The sequence below is a fragment of the Streptomyces sp. NPDC001351 genome (assembly GCF_042896045.1).
Lineage (GTDB): Bacteria > Actinomycetota > Actinomycetes > Streptomycetales > Streptomycetaceae > Streptomyces.
On record NZ_JBIAWS010000007.1, the window covers coordinates 382,348 to 405,872 of the forward strand.

The 23,525-nt window shown below is 71.3% G+C and carries 21 protein-coding genes; 18 read left to right on the top strand and 3 right to left on the bottom strand.

Annotated features, from left to right (window positions below):
• The 6 genes from ACFY1U_RS27025 (at position 1) to ACFY1U_RS27050 (ending at position 6,926) form a co-directional block, all read left to right on the top strand.
• Entirely contained in the window at positions 1-1,197 is a 1,197-nt protein-coding gene (locus ACFY1U_RS27025; protein ID WP_390696711.1) for an argininosuccinate synthase, read from the top strand.
• Positions 1,198-1,264: 67 nt separating this feature from the next.
• Positions 1,265-2,695: an argininosuccinate lyase gene (argH, locus tag ACFY1U_RS27030; protein WP_390696712.1), complete on the top strand. Its 1,431-nt coding sequence runs from the start codon at positions 1,265-1,267 to the stop codon at positions 2,693-2,695.
• Between the two features lie 195 nt (positions 2,696-2,890).
• Complete coding sequence (locus tag ACFY1U_RS27035) at positions 2,891-3,709, top strand: alpha/beta fold hydrolase (protein WP_390696713.1); 819 nt, start codon at positions 2,891-2,893, stop codon at positions 3,707-3,709.
• Between the two features lie 95 nt (positions 3,710-3,804).
• The gene (locus ACFY1U_RS27040) at positions 3,805-4,776 is read left to right on the top strand and encodes an aldo/keto reductase (protein WP_390696714.1); all 972 of its coding nucleotides are present in this window, start codon (positions 3,805-3,807) and stop codon (positions 4,774-4,776) included.
• An 81-nt stretch (positions 4,777-4,857) separates the two neighbouring features.
• Positions 4,858-5,406 (top strand): TetR/AcrR family transcriptional regulator, encoded by a 549-nt coding sequence (locus ACFY1U_RS27045; protein ID WP_390696715.1) that lies wholly within the window; start codon positions 4,858-4,860, stop codon positions 5,404-5,406.
• Positions 5,403-6,926: an MFS transporter gene (locus ACFY1U_RS27050; RefSeq protein WP_390696716.1), complete on the top strand. Its 1,524-nt coding sequence runs from the start codon at positions 5,403-5,405 to the stop codon at positions 6,924-6,926. Before ACFY1U_RS27045 ends, ACFY1U_RS27050 begins: the two co-directional genes overlap by 4 nt.
• A 69-nt stretch (positions 6,927-6,995) precedes the next feature.
• Here the strand turns inward: ACFY1U_RS27050 and ACFY1U_RS27055 are convergent, their stop codons facing one another.
• Entirely contained in the window at positions 6,996-7,667 is a 672-nt protein-coding gene (locus ACFY1U_RS27055; protein WP_115909279.1) for a lysophospholipid acyltransferase family protein, read from the bottom strand.
• A gap of 362 nt (positions 7,668-8,029) precedes the next feature.
• On the opposite strand from ACFY1U_RS27055, the gene ACFY1U_RS27060 reads away from it, so the two are divergent.
• From ACFY1U_RS27060 to ACFY1U_RS27070, 3 genes are all read left to right on the top strand, one after another.
• Positions 8,030-9,193 carry a glycerophosphodiester phosphodiesterase gene (locus ACFY1U_RS27060; protein ID WP_390696717.1) on the top strand — a complete coding sequence of 388 codons (1,164 nt, stop codon included), beginning with the start codon at positions 8,030-8,032 and terminating at the stop codon, positions 9,191-9,193.
• Positions 9,194-9,267: 74 nt separating this feature from the next.
• Positions 9,268-9,774 (top strand): sigma-70 family RNA polymerase sigma factor, encoded by a 507-nt coding sequence (locus ACFY1U_RS27065; RefSeq protein ID WP_390696718.1) that lies wholly within the window; start codon positions 9,268-9,270, stop codon positions 9,772-9,774.
• Positions 9,775-9,820: 46 nt separating this feature from the next.
• The gene (locus ACFY1U_RS27070; RefSeq protein ID WP_390696719.1) at positions 9,821-10,318 is read left to right on the top strand and encodes a GNAT family N-acetyltransferase; all 498 of its coding nucleotides are present in this window, start codon (positions 9,821-9,823) and stop codon (positions 10,316-10,318) included.
• Here ACFY1U_RS27070 and ACFY1U_RS27075 read toward each other — a convergent pair.
• Together ACFY1U_RS27075 and ACFY1U_RS27080 are read right to left on the bottom strand one after the other, a co-directional pair.
• Complete coding sequence (locus ACFY1U_RS27075; protein ID WP_390696720.1) at positions 10,308-10,730, bottom strand: hypothetical protein; 423 nt, start codon at positions 10,728-10,730, stop codon at positions 10,308-10,310. The two genes, ACFY1U_RS27070 and ACFY1U_RS27075, sit on opposite strands and share 11 nt — an antisense overlap.
• Before the next feature lies 1 nt (position 10,731).
• The gene (locus tag ACFY1U_RS27080) at positions 10,732-11,091 is read right to left on the bottom strand and encodes a hypothetical protein (protein ID WP_115909284.1); all 360 of its coding nucleotides are present in this window, start codon (positions 11,089-11,091) and stop codon (positions 10,732-10,734) included.
• 379 nt (positions 11,092-11,470) lie between these two features.
• Here ACFY1U_RS27080 and ACFY1U_RS27085 point away from each other — a divergent pair, with 379 nt between their 5' ends.
• The 9 genes from ACFY1U_RS27085 (at position 11,471) to ACFY1U_RS27125 (ending at position 23,523) form a co-directional block, all read left to right on the top strand.
• Positions 11,471-12,508, top strand: coding sequence for a methionine ABC transporter ATP-binding protein (locus ACFY1U_RS27085; RefSeq protein ID WP_390696721.1), 1,038 nt, complete (start codon positions 11,471-11,473; stop codon positions 12,506-12,508).
• On the top strand, positions 12,505-13,242 hold the full coding sequence (locus ACFY1U_RS27090) for a methionine ABC transporter permease (protein WP_390696722.1): 738 nt from the start codon (positions 12,505-12,507) through the stop codon (positions 13,240-13,242). The genes ACFY1U_RS27085 and ACFY1U_RS27090 overlap by 4 nt, the downstream gene beginning before the upstream one ends.
• Before the next feature lie 65 nt (positions 13,243-13,307).
• Complete coding sequence (locus ACFY1U_RS27095; RefSeq protein ID WP_390696723.1) at positions 13,308-14,144, top strand: MetQ/NlpA family ABC transporter substrate-binding protein; 837 nt, start codon at positions 13,308-13,310, stop codon at positions 14,142-14,144.
• Between the two features lie 154 nt (positions 14,145-14,298).
• Positions 14,299-14,937 carry a GNAT family N-acetyltransferase gene (locus ACFY1U_RS27100; RefSeq protein ID WP_390696724.1) on the top strand — a complete coding sequence of 213 codons (639 nt, stop codon included), beginning with the start codon at positions 14,299-14,301 and terminating at the stop codon, positions 14,935-14,937.
• Between the two features lie 84 nt (positions 14,938-15,021).
• The gene (gene cbiE / locus ACFY1U_RS27105) at positions 15,022-16,242 is read left to right on the top strand and encodes a precorrin-6y C5,15-methyltransferase (decarboxylating) subunit CbiE (protein WP_390696725.1); all 1,221 of its coding nucleotides are present in this window, start codon (positions 15,022-15,024) and stop codon (positions 16,240-16,242) included.
• A 391-nt stretch (positions 16,243-16,633) separates the two neighbouring features.
• A complete protein-coding gene (gene cobT / locus ACFY1U_RS27110; protein WP_390696726.1) occupies positions 16,634-20,758 on the top strand; it encodes a nicotinate-nucleotide--dimethylbenzimidazole phosphoribosyltransferase in 4,125 nt (1,374 codons plus the stop codon).
• Positions 20,759-21,010: 252 nt separating this feature from the next.
• Positions 21,011-22,243: a uroporphyrinogen-III C-methyltransferase gene (gene cobA, locus ACFY1U_RS27115; RefSeq protein WP_390696727.1), complete on the top strand. Its 1,233-nt coding sequence runs from the start codon at positions 21,011-21,013 to the stop codon at positions 22,241-22,243.
• A gap of 64 nt (positions 22,244-22,307) precedes the next feature.
• A complete protein-coding gene (locus ACFY1U_RS27120; RefSeq protein WP_390696728.1) occupies positions 22,308-23,126 on the top strand; it encodes a TrmH family RNA methyltransferase in 819 nt (272 codons plus the stop codon).
• Between the two features lie 4 nt (positions 23,127-23,130).
• The gene (locus tag ACFY1U_RS27125) at positions 23,131-23,523 is read left to right on the top strand and encodes an NUDIX domain-containing protein (RefSeq protein ID WP_390696729.1); all 393 of its coding nucleotides are present in this window, start codon (positions 23,131-23,133) and stop codon (positions 23,521-23,523) included.
• Positions 23,524-23,525: the final 2 nt, after the last annotated feature.

Below are 23,525 nucleotides of genomic sequence, written 5' to 3' on the forward strand. Positions count from 1 at the left end.
GTGACCGAGCGCGTCGTACTCGCCTACTCAGGCGGTCTGGACACCTCCGTCGCCATCGGCTGGATCGCCGAGGAGACGGGCGCAGAGGTCATCGCCGTCGCGGTCGACGTCGGCCAGGGCGGCGAGGACCTGGACGTCATCCGCAAGCGCGCCCTCGCCTGCGGCGCCGTGGAGGCCGAAGTCGCCGACGCCAAGGACGAGTTCGCCGAGGAGTTCTGCCTCCCCGCGATCAAGGCCAACGCCCTCTACATGGACCGCTACCCGCTGGTCTCCGCGCTCTCACGGCCGACGATCGTCAAGCACCTCGTCGCCGCCGCCCACAAGCACGGCGCCACGACCGTCGCCCACGGCTGCACCGGCAAGGGCAACGACCAGGTCCGCTTCGAGGCCGGCATCGTCGCCCTCGCCCCCGGCCTGAAATGCATCGCCCCGGTCCGCGACTATGCGATGACCCGCGACAAGGCGATCGCGTTCTGCGAGGAGAAACAGCTTCCGATCGCCACCACCAGGAAGTCCCCGTACTCCATCGACCAGAACGTGTTCGGGCGCGCGGTCGAGACGGGCTTCCTGGAGGACATCTGGAACGCGCCGATCGAGGACATCTACGAGTACACCTCGAACCCGGCGACCCCGCGCGACGCCGACGAGGTGATCATCACCTTCGAGCAGGGCGTGCCGGTCGCGATCGACGGCAGGCCCGTCACCGTCCTCCAGGCGATCCAGCAGCTCAACGAGCGCGCCGGCGCCCAGGGCATCGGCCGGATCGACATGGTCGAGGACCGCCTCGTCGGCATCAAGTCCCGCGAGGTGTACGAGGCCCCGGGCGCGATCGCCCTCATCACGGCCCACCAGGAGCTGGAGAACGTCACCGTCGAGCGCGAACTCGCCCGCTTCAAGCGGCAGGTGGAGCAGCGCTGGGGCGAACTCGTCTACGACGGCCAGTGGTTCTCCCCGCTCAAGCGGGCGCTGGACGGCTTCATCGACGAGGCGAACCAGCACGTCAACGGCGACATCCGCATGACCCTGCACGGCGGCCGGGCGGTCGTGACGGGCAGGCGTTCCGAGTCGTCCCTCTACGACTTCAACCTGGCCACCTACGACACGGGCGACACCTTCGACCAGGCCGCGGCCAAGGGCTTCATCGACATCTACAGCCTGTCGTCGAAGATCGCGGCCCAGCGTCAGTCGCAGGCATAGCCTGACCTGACCTCGCGTGAGCGAGGCTGTGCGCAATACCGACCAATCCTCCCTAGGAGCAACGCAAGTGAGCAGCAACAGCGGTGACGTACGGCTCTGGGGCGCCCGTTTCGCCGACGGTCCCTCCGAGGCCCTGGCGAAGCTGTCCGCCTCCGTCCACTTCGACTGGCGGCTGGCGCCCTACGACATCGCCGGTTCGCGAGCCCACGCGCGCGTGCTGCACAAGGCGGGCCTGCTCACGGACGACGAGCTGACGCGCATGATCGCCGGGCTCGACCAGCTCGAGGCCGACGTGGCCGACGGCTCCTTCGTGGGCACGATCGCCGACGAGGACTGCCACACCGCGCTGGAGCGGGGCCTCCTGGAGCGCCTCGGGCCCGACCTCGGCGGCAAGCTCCGCGCGGGCCGCTCCCGCAATGACCAGGTGACGACCCTCTTCCGGATGTACCTCCGGGACCACGCCCGCACCATCGCCGGTCTGATCGCCGAGCTCCAGGACGCCCTGATCGGCCTCGCCGAGGCCCACCCGGACGTGGCGATGCCCGGGCGCACCCACCTCCAGCACGCCCAGCCGGTCCTCTTCGCCCACCATGTCCTGGCCCACGCCCAGGCCCTGTCCCGGGACGCGGAGCGCCTGCGCCAGTGGGACGAGCGCACGGCGGTCTCGCCGTACGGCTCGGGCGCCCTCGCCGGGTCCTCCCTCGGCCTGGACCCGGAGGCGGTGGCCAAGGACCTCGGCTTCGAGCACGGCAGTGTCGGCAACTCCATCGACGGCACGGCCTCCCGCGACTACGTCGCCGAGTTCACCTTCATCACCGCGATGATCGGCGTCAACATCTCCCGGATCGCGGAGGAGATCATCCTCTGGAACACGAAGGAGTTCTCCTTCGTGACCCTGCACGACGCCTTCTCCACGGGCTCGTCGATCATGCCGCAGAAGAAGAACCCGGACATCGCCGAGCTGGCCCGCGGCAAGTCCGGCCGTCTGATCGGCAATCTGACCGGCCTCATGGCGACCCTCAAGGCCCTCCCGCTCGCGTACAACCGCGACCTGCAGGAGGACAAGGAGCCGGTCTTCGACTCCATCGACCAGCTGGAGCTGCTGCTGCCGGCCTTCACCGGCATGATGGCGACGCTCACCGTGCACCGCGAGCGCATGGAGGAACTGGCCCCGGCCGGCTTCTCCCTCGCCACCGACATCGCCGAGTGGCTGGTCAAGAAGGGCGTCCCGTTCCGCGTGGCGCACGAGGTCGCCGGCGAGTGCGTGAAGGCCGCCGAGGCCGAGGGCAAGGAACTGGACGAGCTGACGGACGAGCAGTTCGCCAAGATCTCCGCCCATCTGACCCCCGAGGTGCGCACGGTCCTGAACGTGCCGGGCGCGCTGGCCTCGCGCAACGGCCGCGGCGGCACGGCGCCCAGCGCGGTTTCCGTCCAGCTCGCCGAGGTCAAGGCGGACGTGGCGGCACAGCACGCGTGGGCCACGGCCAAGCAGGCCTGAGGGCCGCACCGCAGCGCACAGCAGGGCCCGGACCTCCCGTCCGGGCCCTTTGTGCTGCCCGGACCGCCAGGTAACAGATGAGATTCGGCCACTGGCTGGAACCTTGACGCGGCTGTACTCGGAGGTAACCATTCCGGTTACCCGGTCGACAATGCCGAACACCGGTCGATCGCAGCCGAGCATGAAAGGGACGTCATGCGCGCCAGAGGTACCAGACGAACCGCCCGCCTTCTCGCCGTCACCGCCATAGCCGCCTTGTGCGCCTTCGGGCTCACCGCCCCCGCGGGCGCCGCCGACACACCGCCGCCCGGCGCCAACGACTGGTCCTGCACACCGGACTCGGCCCATCCGCAGCCGGTGGTCCTGGTGAACGGCACCTTCAAGACCTCGTACGAGAACTGGCTGACCCTCTCGCCGGCGCTGGCGAACGCCGGCTACTGCGTCTTCTCCTTCGACTACGGCGGCCTGGAGACCGCCCCGATCCCGGACTCGGCGGCCGAACTGCGGGACTTCGTGAACGCCGTGCTCGGCGCCACCGGCGCCAAGAAGGTGGACATCGTCGGGCACAGCCAGGGCGGCATGATGCCCCGCTACTACGTGAAGTTCCTCGGCGGCGCGACCAAGGTCGACGACCTCGTCGGCATCGTGCCCTCCAACCACGGCACCACCAACCCCCTTGCACTCGCGGCGGGCGCCACCGTCTGCGACTCCTGCGTCGACCAGACCGCCGGCTCGGCCTTCCTGCAGAAGCTCAACTCCGACCCGGAGACCCCGGTGGGCCCCGACTACACGGCGATCGCCACCAAGTACGACGAGGTCGTGGTGCCGTACACCAGCGCCTTCCTCAAGGGTCCTGACTCGTACGTGACCAACGTCCTCCTCCAGGACCGCTGCCCGCTCGACACCACCGAGCACGATCAGGCACCCAAGTCGCCGCTGGTCGAGCAGTGGGTGCTCAACGCCCTGGGACGCAAGGGGCCGGCCGACCCCGCCTTCGTCCCGCGCTGCGTCTGACCAGGGCGGGCTGAACCGCACGAGGCTGGGTAGATTGGTGCGGGATCCCCCCTCCTGACGCGGGATCTCCTCCGCCGATCGTGCAGGGAGCCACCATGCCCTTCAGCCGCCTGGCCCACGCGACCACGCCCACCGCGCACATCGGACTGGGTCTCGCCGCCGTCGGCCGTCCGGGCTACATCAATCTCGGCCGGGAGGACGACCTCCCGGCCGAGCGCACCGTCGACGCCCTGCGCCTGCGCACCCACGAACTCCTCGACGCCGCCTACGCCCAGGGCGTCCGCTACTTCGACGCGGCCCGCTCCTACGGCCGCTCCGAGGAGTTCCTCGCCGACTGGCTGAACGCCCGGCCTTCCTTCGACGACATCGTCGTGGGCAGCAAATGGGGCTACACCTACACCGCCGGCTGGTCGGCGGACGCCGAGACGCACGAGGTCAAGGACCACAGCCTGCAGACCTACGAGCGCCAGCGCGCCGAGAGCGCCGAACTGCTCGGCGACCGCCTCGACCTCTACCAGATCCACTCGGTGACCCCGGACAGCCCGGCCCTCACGGACAAGGAACTCCACGCAAGGCTGGCGGAGGCGGCCGCCCAGGGCACCACCATCGGCTTCTCCACCAGCGGCCCCGCGCAGGCCGACGCCATCCGCGCCGCCCTCGCCGTGACGGTCGACGGCGAACCCCTCTTCCGTACCGTCCAGTCGACGTACAACGTCCTGGAGACCTCGGCCGCCCCCGCCCTGGCCGAGGCGCACGACGCCGGACTCACCGTGATCGTCAAGGAGGGCATGGCCAACGGCCGCCTCGCGGACCCCTATGCCCCCGCCGCCCTGAAGGCCGTGGCCGCAGAAACGTCTCTGGGGTGCGACGCGGTGGCTCTCGCCCTGATCCTGCGCCAGCCCTGGGCCGGAGTCGTGCTCTCCGGCGCGGCGACCGCCACCCAGCTCGCCTCCAACCTGCACGCGGCGGTCGTGGACCTGGACGAGGACCAGCTGGCCCGCCTGGCCGAACTGGTGGAGAAGCCGCAGGCCTACTGGGAGCGGCGCGGACAGCTGCCCTGGCACTGAAATCCGCAGAAAGCCTCACTCCTCTGAGACGCGCACGGCCACATTGAGACACTCATGTCTCACATGCGCTATGGTCGTCTCATGGCCGTCGACCGTGACCACGTACTGCGCACCGCCGCAGCCCTGCTGACCCGCAAATCCACCGCGACCATGGACGAGGTCGCCAAGGCGGCCGGGATCAGCCGCGCCACGCTGCACCGCCACTTCGCGGGCCGTGACGCGCTGGTACGGGCTCTCGAGACGCTCGGCATCGCGGAGTGCGAGGCGGCGCTGGACGCCGCCCGGCTGGACGAGGGAACCGCGAGCGAGGCCGTGCGCAGGCTGGTGAGCGAGATCCAGCCCGCAGCCGGACTGCTCGCCTTCCTGTACGGCGAGAGCCAGCTCTGGGAAGCCGGCCAGGACGCGGGCTGGCAGCGGCTCGACACCCGCATGGGCGCGCTGTTCGTCCGCGGCCAGCAAGCGGGCGAGTTCCGTATCGATCTCACCCCCGTCTGGCTCACGGAGGCGCTGTACGGCCTGATCGCCTCGTGCGCGTGGGCCATGCACGACGGCCGCGTCGCCCCCAAGGACTTCACCCACATGGTCGCCGAGCTCCTGCTCGGCGGCGCGCTACGGAGAGAGGAATCATGACCAGCACCCTGCAGCCGGCGACCACGACCGAGGCGGTGAAGCGCCCGGGCCGCTGGCTCGCGCTGTCCGTCCTGGTGCTCGCCGTGCTGCTGGTGGCCGTCGACGCGACCGTCCTCGGTCTCGCGACCCCCTACATCAGCGAGGACCTCAAGCCCTCCGGCACCCAGCTCCTGTGGATCGGAGACGTCTACTCCTTCGTCATCGCGGGCCTGCTGGTGTCGATGGGCAGCCTCGGCGACCGCATCGGCCGCAAGCGGATCCTGCTCGGCGGCGCCACGGCGTTCGGCGCGATATCGGTCCTCAACGCCTACGCGACGACACCCGAGTTGATGATCCTGGCCCGCGCCCTGCTCGGCGTCGCGGGCGCCACCCTCATGCCCGCCACCCTCGCCCTGATCCGCAACCTCTTCCACGACCCGCGCGAACGCAGCCTCGCCGTGGGCATCTGGGGCGCCACCGCCTCCGCGGGCACGGCCGTCGGCCCGATCGCGGGCGGTTTCCTGCTCGAACACTTCTGGTGGGGCTCGGTCTTCCTGATCAACCTCCCCGTGATGGCGGTCCTGGTCCTCGTCGGCGTCCGCACGCTGCCCGAGTCCCGCAACCCGAACCCGGGCCCGTGGGACCTGACCAGCGTCGCCCTGTCACTGGTCGGCGTGATCGGCGTCGTCTACGCGGTCAAGGAGGCCGCGACCCACGGCTTCGAGTGGCCCACGCTCGCCGCGGGCGGACTGGGCGCGGCGGCGCTGTACGGGTTCATCCGCCGCCAGCTCACGCTTCCCACCCCGCTGCTGGACATGCGCCTGTTCCGCAACCGAGGCTTCAGCGCGGCGGTCCTGGCCGACCTGCTGACCATCCTCGGCCTGTCCGGCCTGGTCTTCTTCCTCTCCCAGTACCTGCAACTCGTCCAGGGCAGGCGCCCGTTCGAGGCGGGCCTGGCCGAACTGCCCGCGGCGGTGGGCGCGGTGGCGGCCGGCCTGATCGCGGGCCGCGCGGCGCGCCGCTTCTCGGTGCGGGCGGTGGTTGCGGGCGGCCTGGCGGCGGTGGGGCTCGCACTCGCCGCCCTCACCACGCTGGACCGGTCGACGGGCTATCCCGTCCTGGGCGCCGCCCTGCTGGTCGTGGGCATCGGCGCCGGCTTCTCCTTCACCGTGACAGCCGACGTCATCCTCTCGTCGGTACCGAAGGAGCAGGCGGGCGCGGCATCGGCGGTCTCGGAGACGGCGTACGAACTGGGCGCGGCCCTGGGAATCGCCGTACTCGGCTCGATCGTGACGGGCATCTACCGCGGCTTCGCCGCTCCGGCGGCAACTCCCGCAGGGGCGCACGAGTCACTGGGCGGTGCGGTGGAAGCGGCGGCCGGTATGCCGACGGATGCGGCACAGACGATGCTGTCGTCCGCCCGGGAGGCCTTCGTGAACGGCCTCGCGCTCGCGTCGGGAGTGGGCTCCGCGGTCCTACTGGCAACGTCAGCGGCAGCCTGGTTCATGCTGAGAGACGAGCGGTTGGGCACCAGACCTTAAGGGGCGCGGGGAACTGCGCGATCAACCCCCACGCACCCGCACCCGAAGGACGGCCAACCGCCGGAGGCATTACGCTGCCTTCGCCTTGGTGGCATACATGTCGACATATTCCTGGCCCGACAGGCGCATGACCTCAGCCATCACGGAGTCGGTAACCGCCCGCAGTACATACCGGTCGCGATCCATGCCGTCGTACCGCGAAAACTCCATCGCCTCACCGAACCGAACAGTGACCCGCCCGGGACGGGGCATCCCCGCCCCGCCCGGCTGCAACTTGTCCGTCCCGATCATCGCGAACGGAACCACCGGCGCCCCCGTCATCAGCGTCAGCCGCGCGATGCCGGTACGCCCCCGGTACAGCCGCCCGTCGGGCGACCGCGTGCCCTCGGGGTAGATCCCGAAGACCTTGCCCTCCTCCAGCACGCGGCGCCCGGTCATCAGCGCGGCCACCCCGCCCCGGCCGCCGTCGCGGTCCACCGGGATCATGCCGACACCGGTGAAGAACCAGGCCATCAGCCGGCCCTTGAGGCTCTTGCCGGTGACGTACTCGTCCTTGCCGATGAAGAACACCTGGCGGTCGCAGACGAGCGGCAGGATCATCGAGTCGATGAAGGTCAGGTGGTTGCCGGCCAGGATGACCGGGCCGTCGCCCGGGATGTGCTCCGCGCCCTCCACCCGTGGGCGGAACATCAGGCGCATGATCGGTCCGAGCACTGCCTTGATGAGCACGAAGCGGGACAACGGGCCCTCCGGTGTCAAGGGATTCGGTATGAGTCTGTGCAGGTGAGGACGATACTCGCGGTCACCGGGGTCTTGCACATCGGGTTCACCGAGGTCTTACGCAGTGTTGACGCGGGTTTACCTGGGGTGACGCGGCGTTGCCTGCCGGTAACGGGCCGGAACGATGTGACGGACGACTCGCCGCCGAACGGGCGAGCCACGCCCGCCTCTTCACCGCTCGTCGGATCCCGTCACCCGTACGACCCCATACGACATCCCGAGTCACCCGCATGTTCCGGCCAACGCCTCTCTCGCGTCATGTCCACGCCCCTACGATCGGCGCGCTGACAGAACAGATCGAGCCGACGTCAGGGGAGGCGCTCATGGGAACGCAGGAGAACGGGCAGACAGGCGGCACCGGACGACGGGCACTCCTCGGGGCGGCGGTACTCGGCGCGGGCGGAGCCGTCCTCGGCCTGTCGGGCACGGCGAGAGCCGCGGACGCCGGCCACGGGAACGGCGGGCTGAAGAGCCTGCCCAAGCCGACGATCATCGGCCACCGCGGAGCCAGCGGCTACCGGCCCGAGCACACCTTCGGCTCGTACAACCTGGCCCTCGACCTGGGCGCCGACGTCGTCGAGGCCGGCGACCTCGTCCCCACCAAGGACGGCCATCTCGTCTGCCGCCACGAGCCGGAGATCGGCGGGACGACCAACGTCGCCGACCATCCCGAGTTCGCCGACCGCAAGACCACCAAGGTCCTCGACGGCGTCTCCACCACCGGCTGGTTCACCGAGGACTTCACCCTTGCGGAGCTGAAGACGCTGCGCGCGATCGAGCGGATTCCGGCCAACCGCCCGCACAACACCCTCTACAACGGCCGCTGGGAGATCCCCACCTTCGAAGAGGTCCTGAAGTGGCAGGACGAGCAGACCCGCAAGCGCGGCAAGCAGGTGTGGATCTACCCCGAGACCAAGCATCCCACCTACTTCCGCAAGCTGGGCCTCGGCCTGGAGGAGCGGGTCGCCAAGCTGCTGCACAAGTACGGCAAGGACCGGCGGAACTCGCCCGTCATCCTGCAGTCCTTCGAGCCGAGCAGCATCCAGCGTCTGAACAAGCTGGTCGACAACCCGCTGGTGGTGCTCCTGTCCGGCGCGAGCAGCCGCCCCTGGGACTTCGTCGAGGCGGGCGACCCGCGCACCGTCGCCGACCTGATCACCCCGAAGGGCCTCAGGGAGATAGCCGGTTACGCGCAGGGACTCGGCCCGACCCTCGACCTGATCATCACCAAGAAGGCGGACGGCAGCCTCGACAAGCCGACCACCCTCGTCTCCGACGCGCACAAGGTCGGCCTGATCCTGCACCCGTACACCATGCGCAACGAGAACCCGTTCCTGCCGGCGGAGTACCGCAAGGGCACCGCCGCGGACGCGTACGGCGACCCCTTCGGCGCCTTCAAGACCTACTTCGCCACCGGCATCGACGGCGTCTTCACGGACAACGCGGACACCGGCGTGCTGGCCCGCGAGGACTTCGTCAACGGCTGAGCCTCCTACCCCGGTTGGGGTGAACCGTCGGCCGTCCGGGCAACTGGGCCCCGGGCGGCCGCGTCGAACCGCATATGACGCACGACCTGGTTGCCGCTCTGCGCCCGCTGCTCACCGCCGAGGCCTCGGCCGAGGCGCATGCCTCCGGAGCCGAGCCGGGCGACCTGGAACAGGCGGTCTGGCTCCGCCTCCTGGAACATCTCGAAGTGGACGGCCCGCCGTCCGATCCCGAGCGCTGGCTGCGCAGCGCCGTCCGCTCCGAGGTGCGCCGCACCCGCCGTACGACCCGACACGAACGGCCGTACGACATCGAGCCGGCCGACGACGTCGACCGCGACCCCGAACAGCTGGCCCTCGCGGCGGCCCGCGGCCGGGCCCTGCGGGACGCCGTCCGCCGTCTGCCCGGCCGCTGCCCCGGCCTGATGGAGGCCCTGCTGTCCCCGAAGGACCTGACATACCGGGAAATCGCGGGGGAGTTGGGTATCTCACAGGGCAGTCTCGGCCCGGAACGTTCCAGATGCCTGGGTTGTCTCCGGCGTTTGCTCTCGCCGGAGGTTGCGGCCCGCGAACCGCGGGGATAGGAGTGAGGGACAACGTGGCGATCAGGTGAGCGGGAGGCGTGCGCACATGGGCATGAGCGTGACCATCTCGGTGGCGACCGAGCAGGATGCAGAGCAGATCTTCAGGCTCCAGTACCTGTGCTTCCAGAGCGAGGCGGCGCTGTACGGCAACTACCGCATCGACCCGCTCGTCCAGAGCCTGGACTCGGTCCGCCAGGAGGTGGCCGCCGACTGCGTCTACGTGGCCCGGCTCGGCGAGGAGGTCGTCGGCTCAGTCCGCGGCCGCGTCACCGAGGACGGCTCCGCCTCCATCGGCAAGCTCTGCGTCCACCCCCGCCTGCAGGGCCACGGCATCGGCGCGCGGCTGCTGCGCGCGGCCGAGTCGGCGCTGGCGGAGGAGCGCGGCGCCAAGGTGTTCCGCCTGTACACCGGCCACCGCAGCGAGGGCAACCTGCGGCTGTACCGCCGGGTGGGCTACCAGGCCGTGGGCACCTCCCAGGGCAACGACGGGGTGCCGATGATCGTGCTGGAGAAGCCGGCCGAGGCGTACGTGGCTACTGCGTGACGGCGCGGTTCCTGCGCAGCCAGTACAGCGCGGACAGCGGCAGCAGTACGGGGATGAAGACGTACCCCATGCCGTAGTCCGACCACACCGTCGCGTCCGGGAAGGCCGACTTGTCGACCAGAGTCCAGGTACCGACGATCAGCACGCCCGCGAGTTCGGCGGCGCAGCACACCTGTGCCGCCTTGCGGGCCGTTTCGCCGCCGCGGACCAGCGAGTACGTGATGAAGCCGTAGACGACACCCGCCACGGCGGACAGCGAGTACGCGAGGGGCGCCCGGTCGAACTCGGTCGCGATCTGGAACGCGGACCGTGACACGGCCCCGACGACCATCACGCCGTAGAACCAGACCAGCAGCATCCCCGGCCCGCTGATCAGCCGCGTCCTCGTGGGCTTCTCCTGCACCGAGGTCACCTCAGCCTCCCCAGATGTCGTAGAGCCGCACTTCGAGAACGGCCAGGACGATACCGCCGGCGGCCACCGTCACCGAACCCCAACGGGTGCGCTCCGCCAGGGACATGAACCCCGCCGCCGGCACGCACGCGAACGCGCCCAGCAGATACGCCACGAAGATCGTCGTGCCCTGCTCCGGCTTCTCGCCCCGCGCCAGCAGCACGATCCCGATCACCAGCTGCACCACGGCGAGCAGCGACACCACGGCCATGCCGATGAAGTGCCAGTCCTTCGTCGGCTGGTCTCGATAGGCGGCCCACCCGCACCAGGCGGCGAGCAGCAGCGCGGCGACGCCGGTCACCAGCGTCAGGGCATCAAGCATGGAGCGACCTTATTACGGCCCAAAAGGCCTGCCGCGCCCGGCCCGTCCGCGGCCGGTACCCGTCCACGACTGTCCACCATGTGGACAGCGGGTTCTTGGTCGCTCCGATACGTCTGCTTTACTGATCGCATGACCACGACGAGCTGCCGCACCCTTGCGACCGAGGCGACCATGACGCCCGGTGCTCGTTGTATGTGTCGAATGCGCGCCTTCTAGAGGGCCCCTGCACCACCCCTGAGCCTCGCGCCCCGAAGCGAGAGCCGCTGCGGCATGTCCGTACGCCATGAACGCCGTACGTGAACCGAGCCGCCCGCGCATGACTTTCCCTTCCGTACCAGGGCACACCCACGCCCGCGTACTCGACAGTGACGGAACCCCAGTGATCACGACTTCAGGCCTGACCAAGGTCTACCGCTCACGCGGCCGTGAGGTCACCGCCCTGGACGGCGTCGACCTGCACGTCCGCGAAGGCGAGGTGTACGGCGTCATCGGCCAGTCCGGCGCCGGCAAGTCCTCCCTCATCCGCTGCGTCAACCTGCTGGAGAGGCCCACCGCCGGGACGGTGACCGTCGCCGGGCAGGACCTCACCGCCCTCGCGGGGCGCGGCCCCCGCGCCGGCAAGGAGCTCCGCCGGGCGCGCAGCCGTATCGGCATGGTCTTCCAGCACTTCAACCTGCTGTCCACGCGGACGGTCCAGGACAATGTCGAGCTGCCGCTGGAGATCCTCGGCAGGTCCGGCAAGGAGCGCTCCCGCAAGGCACTCGAACTGCTCGACCTGGTCGGCCTCGCGGACAAGGCGAAGGCATATCCCGCCCAGCTCTCCGGTGGCCAGAAGCAGCGCGTCGGCATCGCCCGCGCCCTGGCCGGCGACCCGAAGGTGCTGCTCTCCGACGAGGCGACCAGCGCCCTCGACCCGGAGACCACCCGCTCCATCCTCCAGCTGCTGCGCGACCTGAACCGGCAGCTGGGCCTGACCGTCCTGCTCATCACCCACGAGATGGACGTCGTGAAGTCGATCTGCGACTCGGCCGCCCTGATGGACAAGGGCCGCATCGTCGAGTCCGGAACGGTGAGCGAGCTGCTCGCCACACCAGGCTCCGAGCTGGCCTCCGCCCTCTTCCCGGTGGACGGCGAGGCCACCGGCGAGGACCGCACCGTCGTCGACGTCACCTTCCAGGGCGAGGCCGCCACCCAGCCCGTCATCTCGCAGCTCTCACGCACCTACAACATCGACATCTCGATCCTGGGCGCCGCCATCGACACCGTCGGCGGACTCCAGGTCGGCCGGATGCGCATCGAACTGCCCGGCCGCTACGAGGACAACGTCGTGCCGATCGGCTTCCTGCGCGAACAGGGCCTGCAGATCGAGGTGTTGGGCCAGGAGCCCGTACTGCTGAAGGAAGGTGCCCAGCTGTGACCTGGTCCGAGATGCAGCCGCTGCTGTCGCAGGCGTGTTGGGACACCTTCTACATGGTCGGCTGGTCCACGCTGATCGCCGTCGTCGGCGGACTCCCGCTCGGCATTCTGCTCGTCCTCACGGACCGGGGCGGACTGCTGCAGAACGTCCTCGCCCACAAGGTCATCGGGCAGATCGTGAACGTCGCCCGCTCGATGCCCTTCATCATCCTCATGGTCGCCCTGATGACCTTCACCCGCTGGATCACCGGCACGACCATCGGCCGCGAGGCAGCCATCGTGCCGCTCGCCATCGGGGCGATCCCGTTCTTCGCGCGCCTCGTCGAGACGGCTGTCCGCGAAGTGGACGGCGGGCTGGTCGAGGCCGTGCAGTCGATGGGCGGCAACACCTGGACCGTCGTCCGCAAGGTCCTCGTCCCCGAGTCGCTGCCCTCGCTGATCGCCGGCACGACCACCACGGTCGTCGCCCTCATCGGCTACTCCGCGATGGCCGGCACGGTCGGCGCCGGCGGCCTCGGCGACATCGCCATCCGCTACGGCTACCAGCGCTTCGAGACCGAACTCATGTGGATCACCGTGGCGATCCTGGCCGTCGTGATCTCGGTCATCCAGTTCGCCGGCGACTACGCGGCCCGCTCCCTGCACCGGCGCGGCGGGCACTCCGGAGCGGCACCCAGGCTCCGCCTGCTGCGGCCCAAGGAGCCCGCGACGGCCGACGTCGGCAAGGTCGCATAACCCCCTCACAGACTCCCCGCACACCCATCGCGGGGTCGCTGCACCCATCAGGAAAGGCACTTTTCGTGCGTAACACCGCAAAGCTCACCACCGCTGTCCTCGCCGCCGGAGCCCTCACCTTCGGGCTCACCGCCTGCGGCTCGGGCACCGACTCCACCTCCAGCTCCTCCGACTACAGCGGACCGCTGATCGTCGCCGCGAGCCCGACCCCGCACGCCGAGATCCTGGACTTCGTCAAGAAGAACCTGGCGAAGAAGGCCGGACTCGACCTGCAGGTCAAGGAGTTCCAGGACTACATCGTCCCGAACACCGCGACCGAGGACGGCTCGGTGGACGCCAACTACTTCCAGAACCAGCCGTACCTCGACGACTTCAACAAGAAGCGCGGCACCCACATCGTGCCCGTCGTCACCGTGCATCTGGAGCCGCTCGGCCTCTACTCCCACAAGGTCAAGAAGGCCGACGCGCTCAAGAGCGGCGCCACCGTCGCCGTCCCGAACGACGCCGTGAACGAGGCCCGCGCCCTCAAGCTGCTCGCCGCGAACGGCCTCATCACGCTCAAGGCCGGCGCCGGCAGCGAAGCGACCCCGCAGGACATCGCCAAGAACCCGAAGAACCTCAAGTTCAAGGAGGTCGAGGCGGCCCAGACCGCGCGCTCCCTGGACGACGTGGACGCCGCGGTCGTCAACGGCAACTACGCCATCTCCGCGGGCATCAAGCCCGCCAAGGAGGCCCTCGTCCTGGAGTCCGCGAAGAACAGCCCCTACGGCAACTTCCTCGCGGTGAAGAAGGGCAACGAGAAGGACCCGCGGGTGAAGAAGCTCGCCAAGCTGCTCACCTCGCCCGAGGTGAAGAAGTTCATCGAGGACAAGTACCAGGGCTCGGTCATCCCGTCCTTCTGAACCTTCTCCTGACGGCACGTATACGGCGTATCGCCACGCACGGGGTCCACTCGCTCACCTGGTGTGGGCCCCGTGGTGCGGTTCCGTGCCGACATGCTGCATGCTGGGCAGTTCAGCAGCCCCTGAAGGTTTTCCGAAGGTTACGGAGCGGCGCATGACTAGCACCTTCCCCAACATCTCCATCAGCACGGAGCGGTTGGTGCTGCGGCCCCTCGACGAGGACGACGTGAACGGGCTTGCCGAGATGATGAACGACGAGCAGGTCGGCGCCTGGACCGACGTCCCGCAGCCCTTCACCGAGGACCAGGCTCGCACCTGGATCACCGAGTACGCGCCGACCGAGCGGGCCGCGGGCCGCGGACTCGATCTCGCCGTCACCGAGTTCCTCACCCAGCGTCTGGTCGGCATCGTCCAGCTCGCCAAGACCAACTGGCATGTGCGGTCCACCGAGCTGTCGTACATCGTCGCCCCGTGGGCGCGCGGCGAGGGCTACGCCTCGGAGGCCGCCCTCGCCACCGCCCAATGGCTCTTCAGCGACCAGAAGTTGGAGCGCATCGAGCTGCGTACCGCCGCCGACAACACCGCCTCCCAGCAGGTCGCCCAGAAGATCGGCTGTATCAGCGAGGGCGTCCTGCGCAACGCCTGCATAGCCCACGTCCGCGCCGAGGACGGCACCTGGAGCGATGTACGCACCGACTTCATCGTGTGGAGCCTGCTGCCGGAGGACCTCGACGGCGCGGGCGAGGAACTGGCCGACACCGGCGGTTTCACGACCTTCACCGACTGGAACTGAACCGTGGGGGCTCGAGAGCCCACACCTGACACCAGGTACCCTCACGGAGCCCGACCTGCGTAAAACCCCTGGAGACCGACGACGATGGCCGACCGTGTCACGGTGATCGGCTGGGACGGCTCGCCCCTGACCGCCGCGGCCCGCTCCGCCCTGGGCGCCGCCACGCTGGTGGCCGGTGCCGCCCACCACCTGGCACTCCCCGAAGTGCCGCCCACCGCCGAGCGCATCCGCCTCGGCAGCGTCTCCCTCGCCGCCCGCCGCATCGCCGGCCACCGCGGCACCGCTGTCGTACTGGCCGACGGCGACCCCGGATTCTTCGGCGTCGTACGAACCCTGCGTGCACCCGAGTTCGGCCTCGAGGTCGAGGTCGTCCCCGCCGTCTCCTCGGTGGCCGCGGCCTTCGCCCGCGCCGGTATGCCCTGGGACGACGCCCAAGTGGTCGTCGCACACCGCCGCACGCTGCGACGCGCAGTGAATGTGTGCCGCGCCCACACCAAGGTCGCCGTCCTCACCTCACCCGGTGCGGGCCCCGCCGAACTCGGCCTCCTCCTCGAAGGCGTCCACCGCACCTTCGTCATCTGCGAGGAACTCGGCACCGAACGCGAACAGGTCACCGTGGTCACCTCCGACAAGGCCCCCGACCACACCTGGCGCGACCCGAACGTCGTCATCGTCATCGGCGGACCCGCCGGACCGGGCGTCCCCGGTGAGGGCGGTGGCTGGCTCGCCGGACGCGACCCGGGAGCCGGTCCGCGCGGCTGGACCCAGCCCGCCGAGGCCTACGACGGCCCGCTCGGCGAGGGCGAGACGGATCTGCTGCGCGCCGCCCAACTCGCCCGGCTCGGCCCGCGCGTAGGGGACCTCGTCTGGGACATCGGCTGCGGCAGCGGCGCCTTCGCCACCGAGGCCGCACGCGCCGGAGCCGCCGTCATCGCCGTCGACCGTGCGCTGGACGCCTGCGCCCGCACCGACGCCGCCGCCCGGCACTTCGGCGTCCAGCTGCAGATCGTGCAGGGAACGGCCCCGCACGTCCTGGAGAACCTCCCCGAGCCGGACGTCGTCCGCGTCGGCGGCGGGGGAGCGGCCGTGGTCTCCGCGGTCGCCGACCGCCGCCCGCAGCGCATCGTCACCCACGCCGCCACCCGCGACGCGGCCGAACTCGTCGGCCGGGACCTCACCGAGCACGGCTACCAGGTCGAGTGCGCCCTGATCCAGTCCGTCGAACTCGACACCAGGGCCTGGACGGAGACGGAGCGGAGCGTCGCGTTCCTGCTCAGCGGAGTACTCCCGGGGCGCGCATCGTGACTCTGGCGCCGTCCCAGTGATCCTGGTTTCTGCCGTCCCGGTGATCCTGTAGTCGTACCGCTCGCGGTAGGCTGGCCGACCGTTGTACCGCACCAGGTGGCCCGGCGCTTCGTTCGTCAATGTCCGGAAAACGCACCCCTTTTGGGGTGGGTGCGGTACGCCGGAACCGGAGGACGCGCAACGTGGCGCAGTCCACAGCGGGTCGTCACGGATCAACCTGTCGTGACGGAGGAACGGCCGGGACAATGCCACTGAATGGCTTTGTCGCCTTTTACGGGCGGGTCGTTCGTGCCGCTGGGCAGGCACGCTCGTTCTTCACTGCGGGGGCGGTCGGTGCGCCGCTCCCGGTGGGCTGTACGTGGAAGCACTAACCGATGGGCGAGGGGTACGCATGACCGACACCGGCCAGGTCCCGGGCGAGGGGCTGCCGGAGAGCGCAGGCATGGTGGAACAGCCGGGCGTCCACGCGCACGGTGCGTACACCTACCTCTCCGAGACCACCGCCGAGGACGAAGACCTGTTGCTGCTGCCGGGGGCCCAGAGCCCGTGGGGCAACGAGGTCGCCCCGCCCGCGCCCGAGCCGGTCGTCGAGGCCGTCCACGAGCCGGGCCCGCACGAGACGGCGGGCCGCGACAGCGGCTCGGTCGACCTCGGCGGCGTCCGTCTCCCCAACCCTCCCGCCCCGGCGCCGGTGGCGCCGCGTCGCCCGCTGCACCTCGGCCCGCCGATCCCGGACACCTCGGCGAGCCCGGTCCGCTCCCTCGCCGACCGCGGCCCCGCGGGCGCACCGGTACGCCAGCCCGCCACGCCGGCCACCGGCCCCGAGTACTTCGAAGCCCCCCAGCTGCACGAGATGCCCCCGCAGGGCGCGGTCCCGTGGGGCGCCCAGGCGCAGGCCGCGGTGCAGGCGGGGGCACCGGTGAACGCCGAGGCACCGGCTGCGGAAACGGTTGTTCCGGCGGCCGAACCGAGCCCGGAGCCGGTGGGTGCCGCGCAGCCCGTCATGGCCCACATCGCCACGGAGACCGCTCCGGCGGCGCGGAACGGTGACGTCGGCGTGGCCCACGTCCCGGAAGGCGGGCACGTTCCCGTGGGGGTGTCCGCCGTGGAGGGCGGGCACGCCGCCGGGGCCGCTGCGGGCGCGCCGGTGGCTGCCGGTGGACCGGTTGCCGGGGACGGGCATGCCGTTCCCGGCGGGTTCGCCGCCTCGGAGAGCGGGCACGGGGTTCCGGGCGAGTTCGCCACGGACGGCGTGCAGGCGGCTCCTGCGGAAGCCACGGAAGACGTGGAGCCGGGCGCGGTTCCCCCGGTGGCTTCGGGCGCCGGGCAGCAGGAACCGGTCGGTTCCGCACCGGAGGCCGCGCGGACGCCCGGCGCCGGAGTCGCCCCCGAAGGCGGGCACCCCGATGCAGCCGTGCCTGGTGGGGAGGCCGTACCCGCTTCCGGTCCTGCGCCCGAGGCCGTGCCGACGCCCGGAGCGGCGCATGCTCCGGAGGCCGGCCAGGTCCCGGAGGCGACCCACGCGCCGGAAGGGGCGCCGATGGTCGAAGGTGCACCCGATGGCGTTACGCCTGGGGCTGGTCCGCTCGCCGAAGGGCCTGCGTCAGCCGGCGCACCGATCATCGACCCGGTTGCGTCACCGGTCGCCGAGGCTCTGACGCCGGGGGGCGCAGGCGTCACCGAGGCCGCCGCGGCCGGCAGCGAGCAGCCCGCCACGGCCGTGGCGCCCGAAGCACCGCAGGTCACGCAGGCGGTCGCCCCCGAGGGCGAGCAGGCGGTCGCGGCAGGGGCCGGGCAGTTCGCCGAGGCGGTCGCCCACGAGGCCGCGCCGTTCCCGGAGGCAGTGGCCGCCGAGGCCGGTCAGCTCCCCGAGACGATCGCACCGGAAGCCGCACAACACCCTGAGACGGCCGCACCGCACACCGAACAGGCGCCTGAGGCAGTCGCCCCCGAGGCCGCACAGGCACCCGAGACCGTGGCGCCGGATGCCGGCCACGCCGCCCACACCGCCGACCCGGCGGCGCCCCGGCCCATCGTCCTCGAACCGGCTCAGGCCGTCGCCGCCGAACCCGCCCGGGCCATCGCCGTCGAGCCCGCGCAGACCGCCGAGGCGCCCGCGCCCGGGGCCGCGGAGGGCGCCGTAGCCACCTCCTTCCCGGCAGCCCCGGACGCGGCGCACCCCGCGCAGCCCGTGGCACCGGGCGGAGACGCGACCCCCGCCCCCGCCGAGCCCTCACCCCACCTCGTGGCGGCGGAGCACCAGAGCAGTCCCGCCCAGGCGGCGCCGCACGCTCCGACGCCCGCGCCGGAGGCCGAAGTGCGGCCCGAGGCCGCTGCCATCGCCGAACCGGCCGACGCGGGTTCCCCGACGGACCAGGCACACCCCGCGGAGCCCCTCGCGCCCGAGCCGGCCGTGGTCTCCGCCGAGGCCCCACCCGCACTCCCGGCCGACGAGGCTGCGGACCCGGCCGGTCCGGGCCCCGCCACGGACACCCCCCAGCCGCTCGCCGCGGAGCCCGCGGACCCGCAACCGGACGCGTCCCTCGGCCAGTTCGTCCTCGTGGACGGCTCCGTGCCGACCACCCCGCATCTCGCGCCGACCCCGCCGCACGCACTCACCCTCCCGCCGGAGGCAGCGCAGGCGCCGGAGCCGATCGTCAAGGTCCCCGCCCCGCGGGAGGCCGACCCCGACCTCGTACAGCACGCGGAGGACCTGGACACCAGGGCCGCCGACCAGGAAGAAGAGAGCACGGCCGCAGTGGAAGAAGTACGACAGTCCACCGGCCCGGCCGCGCCCGCGTACGACGACGCGGAGCGCGAGGCGGTCATGAAGGTCATGCGCGACCGCCGCGACATCCGCAACGGCTTCCGCAGCGACCCCATCCCGCACGAGGTGCTGCTCCGCGTCCTGGAGGCCGCGCACACGGCCCCGTCCGTCGGCCACTCGCAGCCGTGGGACTTCGTCGTCATCCGCTCCGCCGACACCCGGCGCAGCATGCACGAACTGGCCATGCGCCAGCGCGACGCGTACGCGAAGTCGCTGCCCAAGGGCCGGGCGAAGCAGTTCAAGGAACTGAAGATCGAGGCCATCCTCGACACCCCGGTGAACATCGTCGTCACCGCCGACCCGACCCGCGGCGGCCGTCACACGCTCGGCCGCCACACGCAGCCCCAGATGGCGCCGTACTCCGCCGCGCTCGCTGTCGAGAACCTCTGGCTCGCCGCCCGCGCCGAGGGCCTCGGTGTCGGCTGGGTCAGCTTCTTCGACGAGCGCGAGATGGTCCGCGCCCTCGGCCTGCCCGAGCACCTCGAAGTCATCGCCTACCTGTGCGTCGGGTACGTCGACGAGTTCCCGGACGAGCCCGAGCTGGTGCAGGCCGGCTGGTCCAAGCGCCGCCCGCTGTCGTGGGTCGTGCACGAGGAGACGTACGGCCGTCGCGCGCTGCCCGGCGAGGAGCCGCACGACCTGCTCGCCGAGACCGTCGCGCAGATCCGCCCGCTGGACGCCAAGGCGCTCGGCGAGGCCTGGGAGCGGCAGAAGCGCATGACCAAGCCGGCCGGTGCGCTCGGCATGCTGGAGATCATCTCGGCCCAGCTGTCCGGCCTGTCCCGGCAGTGCCCGCCGCCGATTCCGGAGCCCGCAGCCGTCGCGATCTTCGCCGGCGACCACGGCGTGCACGCCCAGGGCGTCACTCCGTGGCCGCAGGAGGTCACCGCCCAGATGGTGGCCAACTTCCTCGGCGGCGGCGCGGTCTGCAACGCCTTCGCCGGCCAGGTCGGCGCCGAGGTGTGCGTGGTGGACGTCGGCGTCGCGGCCGACCTGCCCGCCACCCCTGGCCTGCTGCCCCGCAAGGTCCGCGCGGGCACCTCCGACATGACGACCGGCCCCGCGATGACCCGCGAGGAGGCCAAGCAGGCCATCGAGGTCGGCATCGAGACGGCCCGCGACCTGGTGGCGGCCGGCAACAAGGCGCTGCTGACGGGCGAGATGGGCATCGCCAACACCACGGCGTCCGCCGCGCTCATCTCCGTCTTCACGGACACCGACCCGGCCGAGGTGACGGGCCGCGGCACCGGCATCAACGACGAGACCCTGGCCCGCAAGACCGAGGTCGTCCGCCGCGCCATCGAGGTCCACCAGCCGGACCCGGCCGACCCCATCGGGGTCCTCGCCGCGATCGGCGGCTTCGAACACGCGGCGATGGTGGGCCTCCTGCTGGGCGGCGCGTCCCTGCGTACCCCGGTGATCCTGGACGGCGTCAGCGCCGGCGCCGCGGCCCTGGTCGCCCGCGCGATCGCCCCCGAGGTCCTCGCGGCCTGCATCGCCGGCCACCGCAGCGCCGAGCCGGGCCACGTGGCGGCGCTGAACAAGCTGGGCCTGCGCCCCCTGGTCGACCTCGACCTCCGCCTCGGCGAGGGCACGGGTGCCCTCCTGGCCCTCCCGCTCGTTCAGAGCACGGCGCGGGCCATGCACGAGGTGGCGACCTTCGACTCCGCAGGGGTAACCGAAAAGTAGGACAGGAGTGAGAGGGCTCGGGGGGATCCCTTCCGAGCCCTCTTGCCCGTGGGTCGGCGGGCAGTCGTTCCACAGGGCGATGGGGGTCCCCCGCTCGAGCGAAGCCGGGAGTGGGGGAGGGTGGGCACCGACCCACGCACCCTCGCCCGGCAACGACGCCCAGCCACCGGACACCTGAGCCGCCAAGACCGCCCGACCCTTAAAATCTGCACGTCAGGGCCCCCGCCAAGCCCCCAGAGGAGCCGCACCCTCATGGCCGAAAACCCCGCCTACCCCGTAGGCCTCCGCCTCACCGGCCGCAAAGTGGTCGTCCTCGGCGGAGGCCAGGTCGCCCAGCGCCGCCTCCCGGCTCTCATCGCGGCAGGCGCGGACATCCTCCTCGTGTCCCCCGAGGCGACCCCCTCCGTCGAGGCCATGGCCGACGCGGGCGAGATCACCTGGCACAGGCGCCCGTACGCCGAAGGCGACCTCGCGGACGCCTGGTACGCCCTGATCGCCACCGGCGACACGGAAGCGAACACCCGGGCCTCCGCCGAGGCGGAACGCCACCGCGTGTGGTGCGTCCGCTCCGACGACGCCGACGCCGCCACGGCCTGGACCCCGGCCACCGGCCACAGCGAGGGCGTCACGGTCGCCGTCCTCACCACCGAGGCCCGCGGTCGCGACCCCCGCCACACCGCCGCCATCCGCGACGCGGTCGTCGAGGGGCTGCGCGACGGCACCCTGGTGGCGCCGCACCACCGCACCCGCACCCCAGGCGTCGCCCTCGTCGGCGGCGGTCCCGGCGACCCGGACCTCATCACGGTCCGCGGCCGCCGCCTGCTCGCCGAGGCCGACGTCGTCATCGCCGACCGCCTCGGCCCCCGCGACCTCCTCGCCGAACTCCCGCCGCACGTCGAGGTGATCGACGCGGCGAAGATCCCGTACGGCCGTTTCATGGCCCAGGAGGCCATCAACAACGCCCTGATCGAGCACGCCAAGCAGGGCAAGTCGGTCGTACGGCTGAAGGGCGGCGACCCCTACGTCTTCGGCCGGGGCATGGAGGAGCTGAACGCCCTCGCCGAGGCCGGCATCCCCTGCACCGTCGTCCCCGGCATCTCCAGCTCGATCTCCGTCCCGGGCGCGGCCGGCATCCCGGTCACCCACCGGGGCGTCGCGCACGAGTTCACGGTGGTCAGCGGCCATGTCGCCCCCGACGACGAGCGCTCCCTGGTCGACTGGGCGTCCCTGGCGAAGCTCACCGGCACGCTCGTGATCCTCATGGGCGTCGACAAGATCGGGCAGATCGCCGAGACCCTCGTCGCTCACGGCAAGCCGGCCGACACCCCCGTCGCCCTGGTCCAGGAGGGCACCACGGCCGCCCAGCGCCGCGTCGACGCCACCCTGGCGACGGTCGGCGAGACCGTGCGTACGCAGGAGGTCAAGCCGCCCGCGGTCATCGTCATCGGCGAGGTCGTCGGCGTAGGCCCGCGAACATCCGCGTAACCGCGGGTAACCCAACTCGTACACAGCCGTTGGCACCACACCCAGGACAAGGCAGTATCACCCTGTGGCCGATCTCATCACCGTTGAGGATCCCGACGACCCGCGCCTGCGCGACTACACAGGCCTGACCGACGTGGAGCTGCGCCGCAAGCGCGAACCGGCCGAGGGCCTGTTCATCGCCGAGGGCGAGAAGGTCATCCGCCGGGCGAAGGACGCCGGGTACGAGATGCGCTCGATGCTGCTGTCCGCGAAGTGGGTCGACGTCATGCGCGACGTCATCGACGAGCTCCCGGCCCCGGTGTACGCGGTCAGCCCGGACCTGGCCGAACAGGTCACCGGCTACCACGTGCACCGCGGCGCGCTCGCCTCCATGCAGCGCAAACCGCTGCCGACCGCGGCCGACCTCCTCCAGACCACCCGCCGGGTCGTCGTCATGGAGTCCGTCAACGACCACACCAACATCGGCGCGATCTTCCGCTCGGCGGCCGCCCTCGGCATGGACGCGGTCCTGCTCTCCCCGGACTGCGCCGACCCTCTGTACCGCCGCAGCGTCAAGGTCTCGATGGGTGCGGTCTTCTCCGTCCCCTACGCCCGACTCGACACCTGGCCCAAGAGCCTGGAGTCGGTCCGCGAGGCAGGCTTCACGCTCCTCGCGCTCACCCCCGACGAGAAGGCCAGGTCCCTCGACGAGGCCGCCCCGCACAAGATGGACCGCGTGGCCCTGATGCTCGGCGCCGAGGGCGACGGCCTGTCCACCCAGGCCCTGGTCGCCGCCGACGAATGGGTCCGCATCCCCATGTCCCACGGCGTCGACTCCCTCAACGTGGGCGCGGCGGCCGCGGTCGCCTTCTACGCGGTGGCCACGGGCCGCCCGGCGGGATAGTCCGGTGCCCAAGCGGGAGGCGATCGTCGCGGTGCTGCGCCGGAGCGGCCGAGTACTGGCGATCCGCCGCGGCCCGGGCGTCCCCCGCCCCGGCTACTGGCAGCCCCTCAGCGGCAAGGTCGAACCGGGGGAGACCCAGGAGCAGGCCGTGGTCCGCGAGGTCCGGGAGGAGGTCGGCCTCACCGTCCGCCCCCTCGCCAAGGTCTGGGAGTCGGACACCGACGACGGTCTCTTCCGCCTCCACTGGTGGACGGCGGACGCGACCACTGGCGAGATCGTCCCCGACCCCGTCGAGGTCGCCGAGACCCGCTGGGTCACCCCCGAGGAGTTCCTGGCGCTGGCCCCGCTCTTCGACGGCGACCGGGAGTTCTTCGAACGGATCCTGCCGGGGCTTTGACC